The organism is Pseudomonas sp. Pse79, from assembly GCF_024519615.1.
GTDB classification, from domain to species: domain Bacteria; phylum Pseudomonadota; class Gammaproteobacteria; order Pseudomonadales; family Pseudomonadaceae; genus Aquipseudomonas; species Aquipseudomonas veronii.
Map to the genome: position 1 here is coordinate 1 of NZ_JALJRR010000017.1, position 15794 is coordinate 15794.

Here is a 15794-nt window from a genome sequence, read left to right on the forward strand (position 1 = left end):
ACCTGACGTGGCACCTGCGCACCGAACTGGATGCGGGGCCGCTGGCGTTGCTCAAGCTGCGTGACTTCAGGTTGCCGCAACAGATATTTCTCAATGAGGGCTGAGCCTTCGAGTCGGTGAGACCGCTCCTTGCAGGTCAGGGAGTGCCCGGTACATTCGGCCAAAGATCCGCCACCAGAAACAACCGCTCGGCTTCCTCCCACTCCTCGCCGTTCTGAACCAGTCGCACCAGCAACTGAGCCGGTGCCATCGGTGCCAGGTCCGCCAGCCATTCCAGCATCTGTTCTTCGCTCCACACCGCTTCTGCCTGGTAATGCGCTGGCGCCAGCCACGCATGTCGGGGCAAGGGCTGCCAGCGGCCGGGCGCGCTGGCGCTGACAAAGTCCCGCCAATCACGCTGATGCAGCCAGCGCCCACGCAAATGCTGCGGGTGAGCGCCATAGGGCGGTTCAGCCTGGCCAGGCCAGGGGTAAAGCAAATAGCCGCCGAGCCACAAGTGTGCATCGAACTGCGCGATACCCAGCGCGGCCAACACCTCGCGGCTCTCCGGTCGTGCCGAAATCGGCAACTGATGCTGGGCCAGGTGCGCCAGCTTGCGATCCAGCCGATCATGACAGCCCGGCCCCAGCCACTGCGCGGTGTCCTGGCCATTGCCGTCCTGCGGGCCGAGGTAGAGTTTGATCGCCAGTTCCAGGTGATGCACGCCCTCGCGGTCGCGCAGCAGCATGTCCAGTTCGCCCAGGGTATGCCCGGCGCGGCGGATCGGCAGGTTGGCTGCCAGCAGTTCCACGCCCGGCGCATGCTGCACGGCGAACTGCCACAGGCGTTCATAGTAGAGGCCCAGGCGCCGGGTGCGCGCCAGGTTCAGCCAATGCTGCAGGGGGCTGCTGTCCTGGTCCAATTGCCGCAGCCAGTGTTCGAGACGGTCGGGCGCCTGTACCCAGTCGCTGCCGGCCAGCGGATGGCGTTGCGGCCACGGCGTTTGCGCGAGCATCGGCGGGGCGAGCATCACCCACGCAAGGTCGCGCACCTCGGGATGGCGCAGTTGGCGGGGCAGGTTGTGCAAGTCGGGGAACACGGTCATGGTCCGAGCATAGCCTTTTACACAGGGGAGGGTGGCTGAGAAGCGTTGTCATCAAGGCTTCACGGCGACAAAGGATTTTGCCTGACGCGGCCTTTCGCCCATAATCGTTCTTTTTTGCCACACCCCAATCCCGCAGGAGCCCCATGGAGCAATTTCGCAATATCGGCATTATCGGTCGCCTGGGCAGTACCCAGGTGTTGGACACCGTCCGCCGGCTGAAAAAGTTTCTGCTCGAGCGCCACCTGCATGTGATCCTCGAAGACACCATCGCCGAAATCCTCCCGGGCCATGGCCTGCAAACCTCGTCGCGCAAGATGCTCGGTGAAGTCTGTGACATGGTGATTGTGGTCGGCGGCGACGGCAGCCTGCTGGGCGCCGCCCGGGCGCTCGCGCGGCATAACGTGCCGGTGCTGGGGATCAACCGTGGCAGCCTGGGGTTCCTGACCGATATTCGTCCCGATGAGCTGGAAGTCGAAGTGGCCAAGGTGCTCGACGGCCATTACCTGGTGGAGAACCGCTTCCTGCTGCAAGCTGAAGTGCGCCGCCACGGCGAAGCCATCGGCCAGGGCGACGCCCTCAACGATGTCGTGCTGCACCCCGGCAAATCCACGCGGATGATCGAATTCGAGCTGTATATCGACGGCCAGTTCGTGTGCAGTCAAAAGGCCGATGGCCTGATCGTCGCCACGCCCACCGGCTCCACCGCTTATGCGCTGTCGGCGGGCGGCCCGATCATGCACCCCAAGCTCGACGCCATTGTGATCGTGCCGATGTACCCCCATATGTTGTCCAGCCGGCCGATTGTGGTCGATGGCAACAGTGAGCTGAAAATCGTGGTTTCCAAAGACATGCAGATTTACCCGCAAGTCTCCTGCGACGGGCAGAACCATTTCACCTGCGCTCCCGGTGACACCATCACCGTGAGTAAAAAGGCGCAGAAGCTGCGGCTGATCCACCCGCTGGACCACAACTACTACGAAGTGTGCCGCACCAAGTTGGGCTGGGGCAGCCGCTTGGGGGGTGGAGGCGACTGATGCTCGATCCCGCGCGTAGCTACGACCTGATTGGTGATGTGCATGGTTGCGCCCACACCCTTGAGCACCTGCTCGACCAGTTGGGCTACCACAAGCACGCTGGCACCTGGCGCCACCCGTCGCGCATGGCGGTGTTCCTCGGCGATATCATCGACCGTGGCCCGCGGATTCGCGAGGCGCTGCACATTGTCCACGACATGACCGAGGCCGGGCAGGCGTTGTGCATCATGGGCAACCATGAGTTCAACGCCCTGGGCTGGGCCACGCCCGCGCCACCGGGCAGCGGCAAGCAGTTCGTGCGCGAGCACACCCCGCGGCATGAGCGCTTGATCCACGAGACCCTGACCCAATTCGAGGATCACCCGGCCGATTGGCACGACTTCCTCGGCTGGTTCTATGACATGCCGCTGTTCGTCGACGCCGGGCGTTTCCGTGTGGTGCATGCGTGCTGGGATGACGGGTTTATCCAGCCGCTGCGCGCGACTTTTCCCGATGGCTGTATCGATCAGCATTTCCTGCAGGCCGCCGCCGTGCCGGGCAGCTTCGCCTGCAATGCCTTTGATCGCCTGTTGCGCGGCACCGACATGCGTCTGCCGGACGGTTTGACCCTGACCGGCGGCGACGGCCTGACACGCTCGTTCTTCCGCACCAAGTTCTGGGAAGAAGACCCGAAAACCTACGGCGACATCGTGTTCCAGCCCGATGCATTGCCGGAACCCGTGGCGCGCACACCGTTGTCGTCCTCTGAAAAAAACTCCCTGCTGCGCTACGGCGTCGACGAGCCTGTGCTGTTCGTCGGGCATTACTGGCGCAGCGGCAAACCGGCGCCGATCCGTCCGAACCTGGCCTGTCTGGACTACAGCGCGGTGCTGTACGGCAAGCTGGTGGCGTACCGACTGGATCAGGAAACCCGCCTCGATCCGCATAAATTCGTATGGGTCGACGTTGAGCGCCCCGAGGTGATTACATGAGTGCCGTGCCCGTATTACGCTTGCCGCTGAGCGTCGACCTGGGCGGTTTCGTCAAACTGCTGCAACGCATGCAGGTGCCCCATCGCGTCAGTGAAGAAGCGGGCGAGCAGGTGTTGTGGGTGCCCGAGACCATCAGCGACGACGTGCGCGTCTTGTATCAACGTTTTCCGGCCGGCGATCCGGACCAGCAACTGGATATTCCGGAGCAGGCGGCGGTCACGCGCCCGGGGTTTGTTCAGCAAGTGCGCCATAGCCCGGTGACGGCGCTGGTGCTGCTGGCGAGCCTGATCGTTGGCGCGGTGACCTTGCTCGGTGAAAACCTGCAAGCGATGAGCTGGCTGACCTTCCTGCCGTTCCGGGTGATGGGTGAGTACATCCAGTTCACGCCGCTGGCCGACACCTTGGCCTCGGGCCAGTGGTGGCGGCTGGTCACGCCGATGCTGATCCACTTCGGCATCCTGCACCTGGCCATGAATGGCATGTGGTACTGGGAGCTGGGGCGGCGTATTGAAGCGCGCCAGGGCAGTATCAACCTGCTGGGGCTGACGCTGTTGTTCAGCCTGGCCTCCAATTTCGCTCAATACCTGTATGGCGGCCCCGGCCTGTTTGGTGGCTTGTCCGGCGTCTTGTATGGGCTGCTGGGGCATTGCTGGATCTATCAACTCATCTCGCCCAACCCGGCTTATCGCCTGCCCCGTGGGGTGCTGGTGATGATGCTGGTGTGGTTGGTGCTGTGCCTGTCGGGGCTGGTCTCGATGATCGGTTTCGGCGAAATCGCCAATGCCGCCCATGTCGGCGGCCTGGTCATCGGTTGCCTGACCGGCTTGTTGGGCGGTTTATACAGTCGTCGCAAATCCACTATTCGTTAAGGAAGAGCCTGAATGTCCTCTTTTGCTGAAATGATCGAAAACATCACCCCGGACATCTACCGGAGCCTCAAGCTCGCCGTGGAAATCGGCAAATGGTCCGATGGCCGCAAGCTCACCGCCGAGCAGCGGGAGCTGTCGCTGCAAGCGATGATCGCCTGGGAGATCCAGAACCTGCCGGAAGACCAGCGCACCGGCTACATGGGAACGCAGGAGTGTGAATCGAAGTCGACCACGGTGCCGAACATCCTGTTCAAGTCGGACGCGATCCATTGATTGAAATCGGTCGCGGTGCAGTCAGCAAAATGTCGGCGCAACTCGGTGAGCCGACCGTTCAATATGCGTTTCGTCTGGGCGATACCGAGGTGCCGGTCAACCCGTTGATCGGCACCCATGTGCGCCTGGAATACCTGGGTGCGATCCATTGCAGCCATTGTGGCCGCAAGACCAAGACCAGCTTCAGCCAGGGTTATTGCTACCCGTGCATGACCAAGCTGGCTCAGTGCGACCTGTGCATCATGAGTCCCGAGCGTTGTCATTACGCCGCCGGCACCTGCCGTGATCCGACGTGGGGCGAGCAGTTCTGCATGACCGACCATGTGGTCTACCTGGCCAATTCGTCGGGCATCAAGGTCGGCATCACCCGCGCCACCCAATTGCCCACGCGTTGGCTCGACCAGGGCGCCAGCCAGGCGCTGCCGATCGTGCGGGTGTCCACGCGCCAGCAGTCCGGTTTCGTCGAAGACCTGTTCCGCAGCCAGGTCGCCGACAAGACCAACTGGCGTGCCTTGCTCAAGGGCGATGCACAATCGGTCGACCTCAAGCAGGTGCGCGATGAGTTGTTCGCGTCTTGCGCCGAGGGCTTGGCGAGTTTGCAGGAACGCTTTGGCCTACAAGCCATCCAAACGATTACCGACATCGAACCGATCGAAATCCGTTACCCGATCGAGCAGTATCCGACCAAGATCGTCAGCTTCAACCTGGACAAGAACCCGATTGCCGAAGGCACGCTGCTGGGGATCAAGGGCCAATACCTGATCTTCGACACCGGGGTCATCAATATTCGCAAGTACACGGCCTACCAGCTCGCCGTGCATCAGTAAAAGGATGCCACCCATGCGTACCGAACAACCGAAGATGATTTACCTGAAGGACTATCAGGCGCCGGACTACCTGATCGACGAGACACACCTGACCTTCGAGTTGTTCGAGGACCACAGCCTGGTCCACGCGCAACTGGTGATGCGCCGTAACCCCGCACGTGGCGCCGGCTTGCCGCCGCTGGTGCTGGACGGTCAGCAGCTCGAACTGTTGAGCGTGAACCTGGCTGACCGGGAATTGACGGACGCTGACTACCAGTTGACCGACAGCCACCTGACCGTGCAGCCCACGAGTGAGACCTTCACCCTCGACACCAGCGTCAAGATCCACCCCGAAACCAACACGGCCCTCGAAGGCTTGTACAAGTCCGGCGGCATGTTCTGCACCCAGTGCGAGGCCGAAGGGTTCCGCAAGATCACTTACTACCTCGACCGTCCGGATGTGATGAGTACCTTCACCACCACCGTGATCGCCGAGCAACACAGCTACCCGGTGCTGCTGTCCAACGGCAACCCGATTGCCAGCGGTCCTGGCGAAGACGGCCGCCACTGGGCGACCTGGGAAGACCCGTTCAAGAAGCCGGCGTACCTGTTCGCGCTGGTGGCCGGTGATTTGTGGTGTGTCGAAGACCGCTTCACCACCATGACCAACCGTTCCGTGGCGCTGCGTATCTATGTCGAGCCGGAAAATATCGACAAGTGCCAGCACGCCATGACCAGCCTGAAAAAATCCATGCGCTGGGATGAAGAAACCTACGGCCGCGAGTACGACCTCGACATCTTCATGATCGTCGCGGTCAACGACTTCAACATGGGTGCCATGGAGAACAAGGGCCTCAACATCTTCAACTCCAGCGCCGTGCTGGCCCGCGCCGAAACCGCCACCGACGCCGCGCATCAGCGGGTCGAGGCTATCGTCGCGCATGAATACTTCCACAACTGGTCGGGCAACCGCGTGACCTGCCGCGACTGGTTCCAACTGTCGCTCAAGGAAGGCTTCACCGTGTTCCGCGACTCGGGCTTCTCTGCGGACATGAACTCGGCCACGGTCAAGCGCATTCAGGATGTGGCGTACCTGCGCACTCACCAGTTCGCCGAAGACGCCGGCCCGATGGCCCACGCCGTGCGCCCGGAAAGTTTTATCGAGATCTCCAACTTCTATACCCTGACGGTGTACGAAAAGGGCTCGGAAGTGGTCGGTATGATCCACACCTTGCTCGGCGCCGAAGGCTTCCGCAAAGGCAGTGACCTCTATTTCGAGCGTCATGACGGTCAGGCCGTGACCTGCGACGACTTCATCAAAGCCATGGAAGACGCCAACGGTGCCGACCTCAGCCAGTTCAAGCGCTGGTACAGCCAGGCCGGTACGCCGCGCTTGGCGGTGAGTGATTCCTACGATGCTGCGGCCAAAACCTACAGCCTGACTTTCCGCCAAAGCTGCCCGGAAACCCCGGACAAAGTGGAAAAGCTGCCGTTCGTGATTCCAGTGGCATTGGGCCTGCTGGACGGCAAGGGTGCTGCTGTCGCGTTGCGCCTGGCCGGTGAGGCAAGTGCTGCCGGCACGTCCCGCGTGATTTCGGTGACCGAGTCCGAGCAGACCTTTACCTTCGTCGATATCAACGAACAGCCGCTGCCTTCGCTGCTGCGCGGTTTCTCGGCGCCGGTGAAACTGAGCTTTGCGTACACCCGTGATCAGTTGATGTTCCTGATGCAGCACGACAGCGACGGGTTCAATCGCTGGGATGCCGGCCAGCAACTGTCGGTGCAGGTGTTGCAGGAGCTGATCGGCCAGTACCAGGCGGGTCAGCCGCTGAAGCTGGATCAGCGCCTGATCGACGCACTGCGCACGGTATTGAGCGACGAAAGCCTGGACCAGGCGATGGTCGCCGAAATGCTCTCGTTGCCGGGTGAGGCCTACCTGACGGAAATCAGCGAAGTGGCCGACGTCGACGCCATTCATGCCGCCCGTGAATTCGCCCGCAAGCAACTGGCCGACCAGTTGTTCGACGGCTTGTGGCTGCGCTACCAGGCCAACCGCGAACTCTCCAAGCAAACCCCGTATGTAGCGGCTGCCGAGCACTTTGCCCGGCGTGCCTTGCAGAACATTGCGCTGTCGTACCTGATGCTCAGCGGCAAGCCGCAAGTGCTGGCGGCAACGTTGGACCAGTTCGACACCAGCGACAACATGACTGAACGCCTGACCGCGTTGGCGGTGTTGGTGAATTCGCCGTTCGAGGCGGAAAAAGCCAAGGCCTTGGCGGTGTTTGCCGAGAACTTCAAGGACAACCCGCTGGTCATGGACCAGTGGTTCAGCGTGCAGGCCAGCAGCGTGTTGCCGGGCGGGCTGGCGCGGGTCAAGGCGTTGATGGAACATCCGGCGTTCACTATCAAGAACCCGAACAAAGTGCGTGCACTGGTGGGCGCGTTTGCCGGGCAGAACCTGATCAACTTCCACGCCGCGGACGGCTCGGGCTATCGTTTCCTGGCGGACCTGGTGATTCAGTTGAACGGCTTCAACCCGCAGATCGCCTCGCGCCAATTGGCGCCGTTGACCCGCTGGCGCAAATACGACAGCGCGCGGCAGGCGCTGATGAAGGCGGAACTGGAGCGTATTCGAGCTTCCGGTGAACTGTCGAGCGATGTGTTCGAGGTGGTCAGCAAGAGCCTTGCGTAAACCACGCAATTAAAAAAACGGCCGACAGGCCGTTTTTTTTTCGTCCCGGATAATCGGCGGCCGAGCGGCTGCTGACATTTTCTGACAGGGTGCTCTGATAAGCTGTGCCACTTTCTTTTTTTGATGGGCTCAACGTGTCGCGTACCACTCGTCTACTGACTTTGCTCCAGGCTCTGCGGGGCAAGAAGCGTCCGGTGACCGCTGCTGTACTGGCGGCGCAGTTGGAGGTGTCCGAGCGCACGCTGTATCGCGACATCGCCGAATTGACCGCGCTGGGCGCACCGATTTTTGGCGAGGCCGGAGTTGGGTATGTGTTGCGCAGCGGGCTGTTTTTACCGCCCTTGATGCTCAATGCCGAGGAAACCGAAGCCATCGTGCTTGGTCTGCGCTATGTGGATCAGCGTGGCGACGATGTCTTGAGCCATGCCGCGGCCAACGCCTTGGCAAAAATTGCCGACGTGCTGGACCCCGCCGCCCAGGAAGCGTTACGCAACCCGACGCTGCTACCTGGCCCGCCAGGGTTCGGCTACCCGGAAAACCGCGTACCGCTCAATGTGTTTCGCGAAGCCATTCGCAACCAGGCCAAGCTGCACATCGATTACGCCGACGCGAGCCAGACCCAGAGCCAGCGGCTGATCTGGCCCCTGGCGCTGGGCTTTCTCAATGAGGTGCGGGTGATCGTGGCCTGGTGCGAACTGCGAGACGCGTATCGCACCTTTCGCACCGATCGCGTGGCTGCCGCTGAGTCCCGCGGCGAGCGCTATCCGGGGCGCCGCAGTGATTGGTTGCGGGGCTGGCGCAAGTTGATGGAGCAGCAGCATTCCTCGCCGTTCACTCCTGACAAAAACTGACACAGCCCTGGTTTAGCATGGCGTCATAAATCATCACAAAGGAGCTGTGCCATGTCCCACGCTGATCTGGCCCCGGCCATCGCCGCCTACATTGCGGCAACCAATGCCTGCGACACTTCGGCCGTCGCCCATTGTTTTGCTGACGACGCCAACGTGTTCGATGAGGGCGCGCATCAGGTCGGCACCGCCGCCATCGCACGTTGGATGGAAGACACCGCGCAGCGTTATCAGCCCAGGGTCGAAGTGCTCAACGTGCAGCATCGCACCGGCAAGGTATTGGTCAGCAATGTGGTTTCCGGCAACTTCCCCGGCAGCCCGCTGGAGCTGCGCTACACCTTTCGCTTGAACGAACAGGGCAAGATTTCACGGTTGGATATCTCCTTGTAAGTCATAATGGCGCGCATGACTTTCGACTCGCCGCTCGCCGCTTATCAATACGCCACCACCCAACTGGGCTTCGTCGCCGACGATGCCCAGCGCCGTGCGGTGGATGCCCTGCAGACCTGCCACCAAGCCTTGCACCAGGGGCGCTCGCCGATTCTCGGGGTTTACCTCTGGGGCCCCGTGGGCCGGGGTAAAACCTGGCTGATGGACCAGTTTTACCTGAGCCTGCGCGTGCCTGCGCGGCGCCAGCATTTCCATCACTTCATGGGTTGGGTACACCAGCGTTCGTTCCAGCTCACCGGCACCCATGACCCGTTGCAAGCGCTGGCCCGTGAGCTGGCCCAAGAGGTACGCGTGCTGTGTTTTGACGAGTTGTTCGTCAGTGACATCGGTGATGCAATTATCCTTGGCCGTTTGTTCCAGGTGATGTTCGAAGAAGGCGTGGTGATGGTCTGCACCTCCAATCAACCGCCCGAACAGCTCTACGCCGGTGGCTTCAATCGCGAGCGTTTCCTGCCGGGCATTGCGGCGATCAAGCAGCACATGCACGTGGTGGCGGTGGACGGTGGTGAAGACCATCGCTTGCACCCGGGTGTCGGTCTGCAACGTTATTGGGTCGATCAGCCGGATGCGCTGGCGGCGGTGTTCGAGCAATTGAGCGAGGGCCAAGCGGTGCGCCATGGCCCGATCAGTGTCGGCCATCGCTGCATCGTGGCGGTGCAGGCCAGCGACACGGTGTTGTGGTGCCGGTATGCCGACCTGTGCGAGCAACCTTTGGCAGCGATGGATTTCATGCTGCTGTGTGATCGTTTCAAGGCGATCCTGTTGGGTGAGGTCCCCAACCTGAGTGCACAAAAGCGACCGGGACGGATTGCCCGAGGCACCGAGGACGGTGTCCAGCGAGTAGCGGCCGGTGATCGCGAATTGCCCGAGTTGTCAGTACACGATGACAGCGTGCGGCGCTTTATCGCCCTGGTGGATGAATGCTACGACCGCAAGGTGCCGCTGTTCATCGAGGCTAAAGTGCCGTTGGAAAGCCTCTACACCGAAGGCTATCTGGAATTCCCTTTCCGACGAACCTTGAGTCGCTTGCAGGAAATGCAATTGCAGCGCTTTGGGGGGTAGGAAAAAGCCTGGTGCAAGTCCTATGGCTGCTTTTGATGTGGGTAACCTTCGCGCCTTCTGGCAGCTATTTGTAGTTAATCTCCTTCATCTGGCGCCTGCTCCACGCTTACAATCGTCCTCCTCAAAGGGAACTGATTCCCTTGTTTGTCGTTATCGAGGACGGAAATGGATACCCCTGAAATCCTGGTGCTGCAAGCCAGCTACACCAATCCTGTGCATGCCGAGGCCATTGCCCTGCTGCTCAATCATTACGCTGAAGACCCAATGGGGGGCGGCCACAGCCTGCCCGCCGACCTGTTGCAACAACTGCCGGCTGAACTGGCCAAGCGCCCGCATGCGTTCAGTGTCCTGGCATTCGTGGGCGGCGAGCCTGCGGGATTGGTCAATTGCTTTGAAGGGTTTTCCACCTTCGCCTGTCGTCCGTTGGTCAATGTCCACGATGTCGCCGTGATGAATCGGTTCCGGGGCCTGGGGCTGAGCCAGAAAATGCTGCAGAAGGTCGAGGAAATCGCCCGTCAGCGTGGCTGCTGCAAGATCACCTTGGAAGTGCTCGAGGGCAATGCTGTGGCGCAGTCGGCGTACCGCAAGTTCGGTTTTGACGACTCGGTATTTGATCCGGCCCATGGGCGTATGTTGTTCTGGAACAAACCACTGTAATAAGGCACAGGCAAAAAAAGGCGCCATTGAATGGCGCCAAGTTAACCTTTGCCAACAGAGCGGATTGGCACAGGGTGATGCGAGTTAAATAAAAGTTAACTTAACTTTTAGGTTGTGCCTCGGTGCTGGATTGATCAGCTGTGTCGCGTTTTAAAGTTTTACCGTCAGCGGAGGCAGTTTGTTCATTGCTGCCGTGGAATTTCTGCTGCGTGAAGGCGAAGTTATTGTAGAACTCCTTCGAGCGCTCCGAGCCGCCTTCTGCAAAAGCCGCCGCGGAAGTCAGGGTCAGCAGGCCGGCAAGCATAAAAATCGAGGGTTTCATCAAGGTGTTCCCATTCAGTGTGGTCGGTATCCGCTCGGTCCTTGATCAGATTCATGGGGCGATTGTGCGGGCAGCTTATTAAGTGGGTATTAACGTGGGGAACTCCCGAAGTTAACAATGTTGTTAACTTCGGTGGAGGGTGGTTAGAGTTTCCAGTCGAGTGCCAAGGTTATCGAGCGCGGGTCGCCCCAGTACACGCCATTATAAAAGCCGACGCGTTCATAATATTTTTCATCGAATAGATTATTGACATTAACCGAAGCCGAAACATGCTCGTCGAACTGGTAGCGCGACATCAGGTTGACCACGGTATAGGCCTGTTGGGTGATCTTGGTGGATTCGGTGAGCAGGTAACCCTCTTGGTCCCGGCCGCCGATCGGCCGCTCGGCGAAGTCGTAGAAGTCGCTCTGCCAGTTCACCGCGCCGCCCACCGTCAACCCGCGCCATTCGCCCGGTAAACGATAGGCTGTCGACACCTTCAGCATATTCATCGGCTGGCCAGTGTTGTTGCGTTGTTTATCGCCGTTGAGCGAATGGGTGTAGGTGTAGCCCGCCGTGAGGTTCCAGTCCGGCATGACTTCGCCGGACACCTCCACTTCAAAGCCCTGCACCTTGTTGCCCTTGCCACCGGATTTGTAGAACTGCTCGCGGGTGATCGGGTCCGGCGGGGCCGCATTGTCGAGTTCGGCGACGTTATCCTGGGTGCTCCAGAAATACGCGGTGGCCAGGTTCAAACGTTCGTTGAGCAGGCTGCCCTTGAGGCCGATTTCGTAGTTACTGCCGACCACTGGTTCGAGGTACTGCTTGCTGGCGTTGCGCTCGTCCTGCGGGTTGAAGATGTCGGTGTAGCTGGCGTACACCGTGTATTCCGGCGTCAGGTCGTAGAGCAGGCCCGCGTAAGGTGTCCACATGTCTGTGTGGGTCTGGCTGGATTTGCTTGAGGCGGTCAATTGATTGTCGAGGTTGTACGTGGGCGAGGCGCTTTCGATTTCCCAGCTGCCATAGCGGCTGCCCAGTACCGCATGCAGCGTGTCGGTCAAGCTCAAGCGTGTGGCGAGGTAGCCGGCCTTTTGTTTTTTGCTGCTATGTTCGCCCTTGAGGCCGGTGGTGCGGTCGGGGAATTTGCCGATGCCGCCCATGTGTTTCCAGTCTTCGATGGTCTCGTAGCCTTGGGGCGTTGCAAAACGTTGGAAGGGTGACGTGTCGCGCTGCTCGGATTCGCCATAACCCAGCATCAACGCATGCTCGCGCCCCAACAGCGCGTAGGTGCCCGCCAGGTTGAAGTCGACCACATCCATTTTCGAGGTGCCGACCATCTGGTTGGTCCAGGCCGTCATGCCGCTGCCATCGGCATTCGGAAAACCGGCGCCGCCGTAATACACCTTGCCGTCGGTATCGCTTTGCCGATGGGTGTAGGCGGCTTTCAGGCGCCAGTCCGTCGCCAGCGTGTGATCGATGGAGGCGAAGGTGGTCTTGTCCTTCAGGGGCCAGGAGCTCCAGTCGGCCGCGAGGTTGGCCGAGCGCGACAGGCGGGCCTTGCTGCCGTCGCTGTTCCAGTAGGGCAGGGTGCCCCAGGAGCTGCCTTGCACGTGCTTGTTCTGGTAGTCGAAGCCGACGGCTACCACGGTGTCGTCCGTCAGGTCGGCCTCCAGAATGCCGTAGCCGACTTCCCGTTGCAGCGCGTAGTTGTCGCGAAAGGATTGGCTGTCACGGTAAGCCATCACCGTGCGCCCGCGCAGCCGTCCGTCAAAGGCCAGCGGGCCGCCCACATCCAGGTAGCTGTAGTAGTTGTCATGGCTGGCGCCGCTGACGCCGGTCTTGGCTTGCCATTGCGCAGTCGGGCGCTTGCGGATCATGTTGACGGTCGCCGAGGGGTCGCCGGCACCGGTTGTCAGGCCAGTGGCGCCGCGTACTACTTCGATACGGTCGTAGATGATGGTGTCCGAGTCGGACTTCATGCGCCCGAACGTATTGAGCATGCCGTCCACCTGGAAGTTATTGATCGAATAACCCCTGGAGGAATACCCGGCCCGGTCCGAATCCAGATGCTGGACCGTCACGCCGGTGGTCTGGCGCAAAGCGTCGGTCAGGGTATTGAGATTGAAATCGTCCATCTGTTGGCGGGTGACCACCGAAATGGATTGAGGCGTTTCCTTGATCGACAGGTTCAGCCGGGTGGCGGTACTCATCGAGCCGGTGGTATAGGCCCCGGTGTGCTCGGTATTGGCACCCAGGCCTTCGGCGCTGATGTGGGTGCTGCCCAGCTCCAGCGCGGTGGCGGGTGTCTGTTCGGGGTCGGTTTCAGCCAGCAGTTCCGGGCTCAGCGCCAGGCTGAACAGGCCGAGGGTAACGGTCATGGAACGGGTAAAGGGCGCGAACATCGCGGAAGACTCCTTGTCGTCTTTGCGGCCTTCTCAGTATGAAAAGGCCTTGGCTCAAAGACGAAAGGAGGCGTGGAACTTTAGGTGTAAACGAGAATGATTGTTATCGTTCTGTTACAAGGCGGTATTTACTTGAGCACCACGTCGGCGTTTTCGGCCGTCTTCGGTTTGATCAGGCTAAAGTCGATCAGCGCTTTCTGCTGGCGCTCATAGGGGTTGCCGATCAACAACGGGCGCGGTTTGAAGCTGTCGCTGACCAGGCTTTTGCTGTGGTCCAGCTCATCGAAATTCAGGCCGGCCAAGTCGGCCCAGGTGTGGATCAGCTGCGAGCTGCTGTAGGGCCGTTGCAGGTCGCCGGCAAATTTCCAGTCGTGGGTTTCGCGCCATTTCGGTGAGGCGTAGGCCATGAACGGGATGGTGTACATCGGCGCCGTCGGCTTGCCTTCGTTGCGGCCCAGGGTGGTGTGGCCGGCGGAGTCGAATACGTCTTCACCGTGGTCCGACAGGTACAGCAGGAAACCGTTGGGGTCGGTCTTGGCGTAGTCCTTGATCAGGCTCGACACCACGAAGTCGTTGTACAGCACCGCGTTGTCGTAGCTGTTGTAGATCGGCAACTGGGCATCGGTGATAGCGTCCGGAACACCCTGGCGATCGGTGAACTTCTCGAAGGTTGGCGGATAGCGGTACTGGTAGCTCATGTGCGTGCCCAGCAGGTGGACCACGATGAGCTTGCGCTCGGCGGGGTCGGTCAGGGCCTTGGCGAAGGGCGCCAGGACGTCACCGTCGTATTGGCGGGCGTTCTGGTTGCGGTTGTTGTTCAGGTAGACCTGCTCGTCGGCCTGTTCGGAAAAGGTCGTGAGCATGGTGTTGCGCTTGGTCATGGTCTGCTGGTTGGTGATCCAGAAGGTCTTGTAACCGGCCTGTTTCATCACGCTGACAATCGACGGCGTCTTGAGGTACAGGTCCGGGTTCTCTTCGTCGGCGAAGGTCAGCACCTGTTGCAGCGCTTCAATGGTGTAGGGGCGCGGGGTGATGACGTTGTCGAACACGGCCAACTGGTCACGCAGCTTGTCCAGCTCCGGCGTGGTATTGCGCGGGTAGCCATAGAGACTCATGCGTTGGCGGTTGGTGGACTCGCCGATCACCAGCACCAGGGTCGAAGGCTGGCCGGCCATGCTGTCCTTGAGGTTTTTCAACGGCGGGATCTGGCTGGCGCTGGTCAGCATGCCTTGCATGTTGTCCAGTTGCTCGGTGTAGCGGCGGTAGGCGACGATCATCTGCCACGGCACAGCCGGCTCGATGCGGGTTTCGAAGCGGTCGATGGCCAGTTCCATGGTTTCGCTCGTGGCGATCTGCTTGACCAACGGGTAGCCGACGACGGCCAGCACAATGGCTACCGCTGCCAGTATCGACTGGCCGCGCGGCAGGTAAACCGGGCGCAAGCGCGTCCACAGGAAGATGGCGAAGGCGGTGTGGGCAATGAATGCCAGCACGATCCACCAGGCGAAATATTGGGTGGCGTATTCGCCCGCTTCAGAAATGTTCGACTCGAACATGATGAAGATGACGCTCTGGGAGAATTCCTGCTGATAGATGAAGAAATAACCCAGGCTGGCCATGGAGCAAGCCCACAGCACCACTCCGATCAAGGCGGCCAGCAGGCGAGTACGGCGCGGGAATAACAACATCGGCGCCAACCACAGCGCACTCATGAAGAAGGCTTGGCGAAAGCCACTGAAACCGGAAGTGCCGGTCAGTTGAATCAGCAGTTGGGTAATACCCGAGAAGTACCAGAAGAACAGGAACAGCCAACCCAGGCCGGCCCAATCAAAACCTTTCGCAGACGTAGTGCTGCGTTTGAACATCGCCATCCAGCGCTCCAACCCGATAATTTTTCAGCTGACGCGCAGGGACGCACGCAGCAGAGGCCGCCCTTGTGTAAGGCGGCCCTTCGGGCGCGAGTATCGTGAAGGAGATGTGAAAACTTTGTGAGTTTTTTGTAGGAGTTACCTTACAAAACCGCTCAGCAGAGGGCGGGCTGTGTGCTGGAAGGCTGATCCAGCTGGCCTTGCAGGTGCGAGCGCAGGCGCAAGACTTCCTGTTGCAGTTGGTCGCGTTCGGCCTTCAATTGGCGCAACTCGTCGCGACGGATGCTGACGTAGAGGGTCTGTGGCGGGCGGGTCATCTGTGCTGTGCTCATTGCTTACCTCGCAAATAGCCGGTAGATCGCGGTGCCAGAACGCATGATTGGAGGTTCTGGGCATCAGTCGGAAGCAATTCTGAATTCTTTTATGTATCAAGGGAACTTTTTTATTTTTGGCGGTCGTGTGACTTTTGCGGCGGTA

General features: G+C 60.4%; 15 protein-coding genes. 10 read left to right on the forward strand and 5 right to left on the reverse strand.

Annotated features, from left to right (window positions below):
* Window positions 1-136: 136 nt before the first annotated feature.
* Window positions 137-1084, reverse strand: coding sequence for a DUF1853 family protein (locus tag NR164_RS20510; RefSeq protein ID WP_079443633.1), 948 nt, complete (start codon window positions 1082-1084; stop codon window positions 137-139).
* A 143-nt stretch (window positions 1085-1227) separates the two neighbouring features.
* On the opposite strand from NR164_RS20510, the gene NR164_RS20515 reads away from it, so the two are divergent.
* The 10 genes from NR164_RS20515 (at window position 1228) to NR164_RS20560 (ending at window position 10746) form a co-directional block, all read left to right on the forward strand.
* The gene (locus tag NR164_RS20515) at window positions 1228-2118 is read left to right on the forward strand and encodes an NAD(+) kinase (RefSeq protein ID WP_003217892.1); all 891 of its coding nucleotides are present in this window, start codon (window positions 1228-1230) and stop codon (window positions 2116-2118) included.
* The gene (locus tag NR164_RS20520) at window positions 2118-3089 is read left to right on the forward strand and encodes a metallophosphoesterase (RefSeq protein WP_046383153.1); all 972 of its coding nucleotides are present in this window, start codon (window positions 2118-2120) and stop codon (window positions 3087-3089) included. The genes NR164_RS20515 and NR164_RS20520 overlap by 1 nt, the downstream gene beginning before the upstream one ends.
* A complete protein-coding gene (locus NR164_RS20525; RefSeq protein ID WP_256823202.1) occupies window positions 3086-3958 on the forward strand; it encodes a rhomboid family intramembrane serine protease in 873 nt (290 codons plus the stop codon). The genes NR164_RS20520 and NR164_RS20525 overlap by 4 nt, the downstream gene beginning before the upstream one ends.
* Window positions 3959-3970: 12 nt before the next feature.
* Window positions 3971-4231, forward strand: coding sequence for a YeaC family protein (locus NR164_RS20530; protein ID WP_017848373.1), 261 nt, complete (start codon window positions 3971-3973; stop codon window positions 4229-4231).
* Complete coding sequence (locus tag NR164_RS20535; protein ID WP_256823203.1) at window positions 4228-5058, forward strand: DUF2797 domain-containing protein; 831 nt, start codon at window positions 4228-4230, stop codon at window positions 5056-5058. Before NR164_RS20530 ends, NR164_RS20535 begins: the two co-directional genes overlap by 4 nt.
* Before the next feature lie 13 nt (window positions 5059-5071).
* Window positions 5072-7729 (forward strand): aminopeptidase N, encoded by a 2658-nt coding sequence (gene pepN / locus NR164_RS20540; RefSeq protein ID WP_256823204.1) that lies wholly within the window; start codon window positions 5072-5074, stop codon window positions 7727-7729.
* Between the two features lie 134 nt (window positions 7730-7863).
* Window positions 7864-8580: a YafY family protein gene (locus NR164_RS20545; RefSeq protein ID WP_026140198.1), complete on the forward strand. Its 717-nt coding sequence runs from the start codon at window positions 7864-7866 to the stop codon at window positions 8578-8580.
* A gap of 51 nt (window positions 8581-8631) precedes the next feature.
* Window positions 8632-8967, forward strand: coding sequence for a nuclear transport factor 2 family protein (locus NR164_RS20550; protein ID WP_017848377.1), 336 nt, complete (start codon window positions 8632-8634; stop codon window positions 8965-8967).
* A gap of 15 nt (window positions 8968-8982) precedes the next feature.
* Window positions 8983-10089, forward strand: a complete 1107-nt coding sequence (gene zapE / locus NR164_RS20555; RefSeq protein WP_046385257.1) for a cell division protein ZapE — start codon at window positions 8983-8985, stop codon at window positions 10087-10089.
* A gap of 165 nt (window positions 10090-10254) precedes the next feature.
* Window positions 10255-10746, forward strand: a complete 492-nt coding sequence (locus NR164_RS20560) for a GNAT family N-acetyltransferase (protein WP_017848379.1) — start codon at window positions 10255-10257, stop codon at window positions 10744-10746.
* A gap of 100 nt (window positions 10747-10846) precedes the next feature.
* Here NR164_RS20560 and NR164_RS20565 read toward each other — a convergent pair whose 3' ends face one another.
* The 4 genes from NR164_RS20565 to NR164_RS20580 form a co-directional block, all read right to left on the reverse strand.
* The gene (locus tag NR164_RS20565; protein WP_256823205.1) at window positions 10847-11068 is read right to left on the reverse strand and encodes a hypothetical protein; all 222 of its coding nucleotides are present in this window, start codon (window positions 11066-11068) and stop codon (window positions 10847-10849) included.
* Window positions 11069-11211: 143 nt separating this feature from the next.
* Complete coding sequence (locus tag NR164_RS20570; RefSeq protein ID WP_108526580.1) at window positions 11212-13449, reverse strand: TonB-dependent siderophore receptor; 2238 nt, start codon at window positions 13447-13449, stop codon at window positions 11212-11214.
* 128 nt (window positions 13450-13577) lie between these two features.
* The gene (locus tag NR164_RS20575) at window positions 13578-15320 is read right to left on the reverse strand and encodes a phosphoethanolamine transferase CptA (RefSeq protein WP_079443636.1); all 1743 of its coding nucleotides are present in this window, start codon (window positions 15318-15320) and stop codon (window positions 13578-13580) included.
* A 152-nt stretch (window positions 15321-15472) separates the two neighbouring features.
* The gene (locus NR164_RS20580; protein ID WP_155678519.1) at window positions 15473-15649 is read right to left on the reverse strand and encodes a DUF6026 family protein; all 177 of its coding nucleotides are present in this window, start codon (window positions 15647-15649) and stop codon (window positions 15473-15475) included.
* Window positions 15650-15794: the final 145 nt, after the last annotated feature.

Bases quoted from the DNA above. Each gene is read 5' to 3' on its own strand.
- NR164_RS20510 (WP_079443633.1), bottom strand. From the start codon at position 1,084: ATGACCGTGTTCCCCGACTTGCACAACCTGCCCCGCCAACTGCGCCAT.
- NR164_RS20515 (WP_003217892.1), top strand. From the start codon at position 1,228: ATGGAGCAATTTCGCAATATCGGCATTATCGGTCGCCTGGGCAGTACC.
- NR164_RS20520 (WP_046383153.1), top strand. From the start codon at position 2,118: ATGCTCGATCCCGCGCGTAGCTACGACCTGATTGGTGATGTGCATGGT.
- NR164_RS20525 (WP_256823202.1), top strand. From the start codon at position 3,086: ATGAGTGCCGTGCCCGTATTACGCTTGCCGCTGAGCGTCGACCTGGGC.
- NR164_RS20530 (WP_017848373.1), top strand. From the start codon at position 3,971: ATGTCCTCTTTTGCTGAAATGATCGAAAACATCACCCCGGACATCTAC.
- pepN (WP_256823204.1), top strand. From the start codon at position 5,072: ATGCGTACCGAACAACCGAAGATGATTTACCTGAAGGACTATCAGGCG.
- NR164_RS20550 (WP_017848377.1), top strand. From the start codon at position 8,632: ATGTCCCACGCTGATCTGGCCCCGGCCATCGCCGCCTACATTGCGGCA.
- zapE (WP_046385257.1), top strand. From the start codon at position 8,983: ATGACTTTCGACTCGCCGCTCGCCGCTTATCAATACGCCACCACCCAA.
- NR164_RS20560 (WP_017848379.1), top strand. From the start codon at position 10,255: ATGGATACCCCTGAAATCCTGGTGCTGCAAGCCAGCTACACCAATCCT.
- NR164_RS20565 (WP_256823205.1), bottom strand. From the start codon at position 11,068: ATGAAACCCTCGATTTTTATGCTTGCCGGCCTGCTGACCCTGACTTCC.
- NR164_RS20570 (WP_108526580.1), bottom strand. From the start codon at position 13,449: ATGTTCGCGCCCTTTACCCGTTCCATGACCGTTACCCTCGGCCTGTTC.
- NR164_RS20575 (WP_079443636.1), bottom strand. From the start codon at position 15,320: ATGGCGATGTTCAAACGCAGCACTACGTCTGCGAAAGGTTTTGATTGG.
- NR164_RS20580 (WP_155678519.1), bottom strand. From the start codon at position 15,649: ATGAGCACAGCACAGATGACCCGCCCGCCACAGACCCTCTACGTCAGC.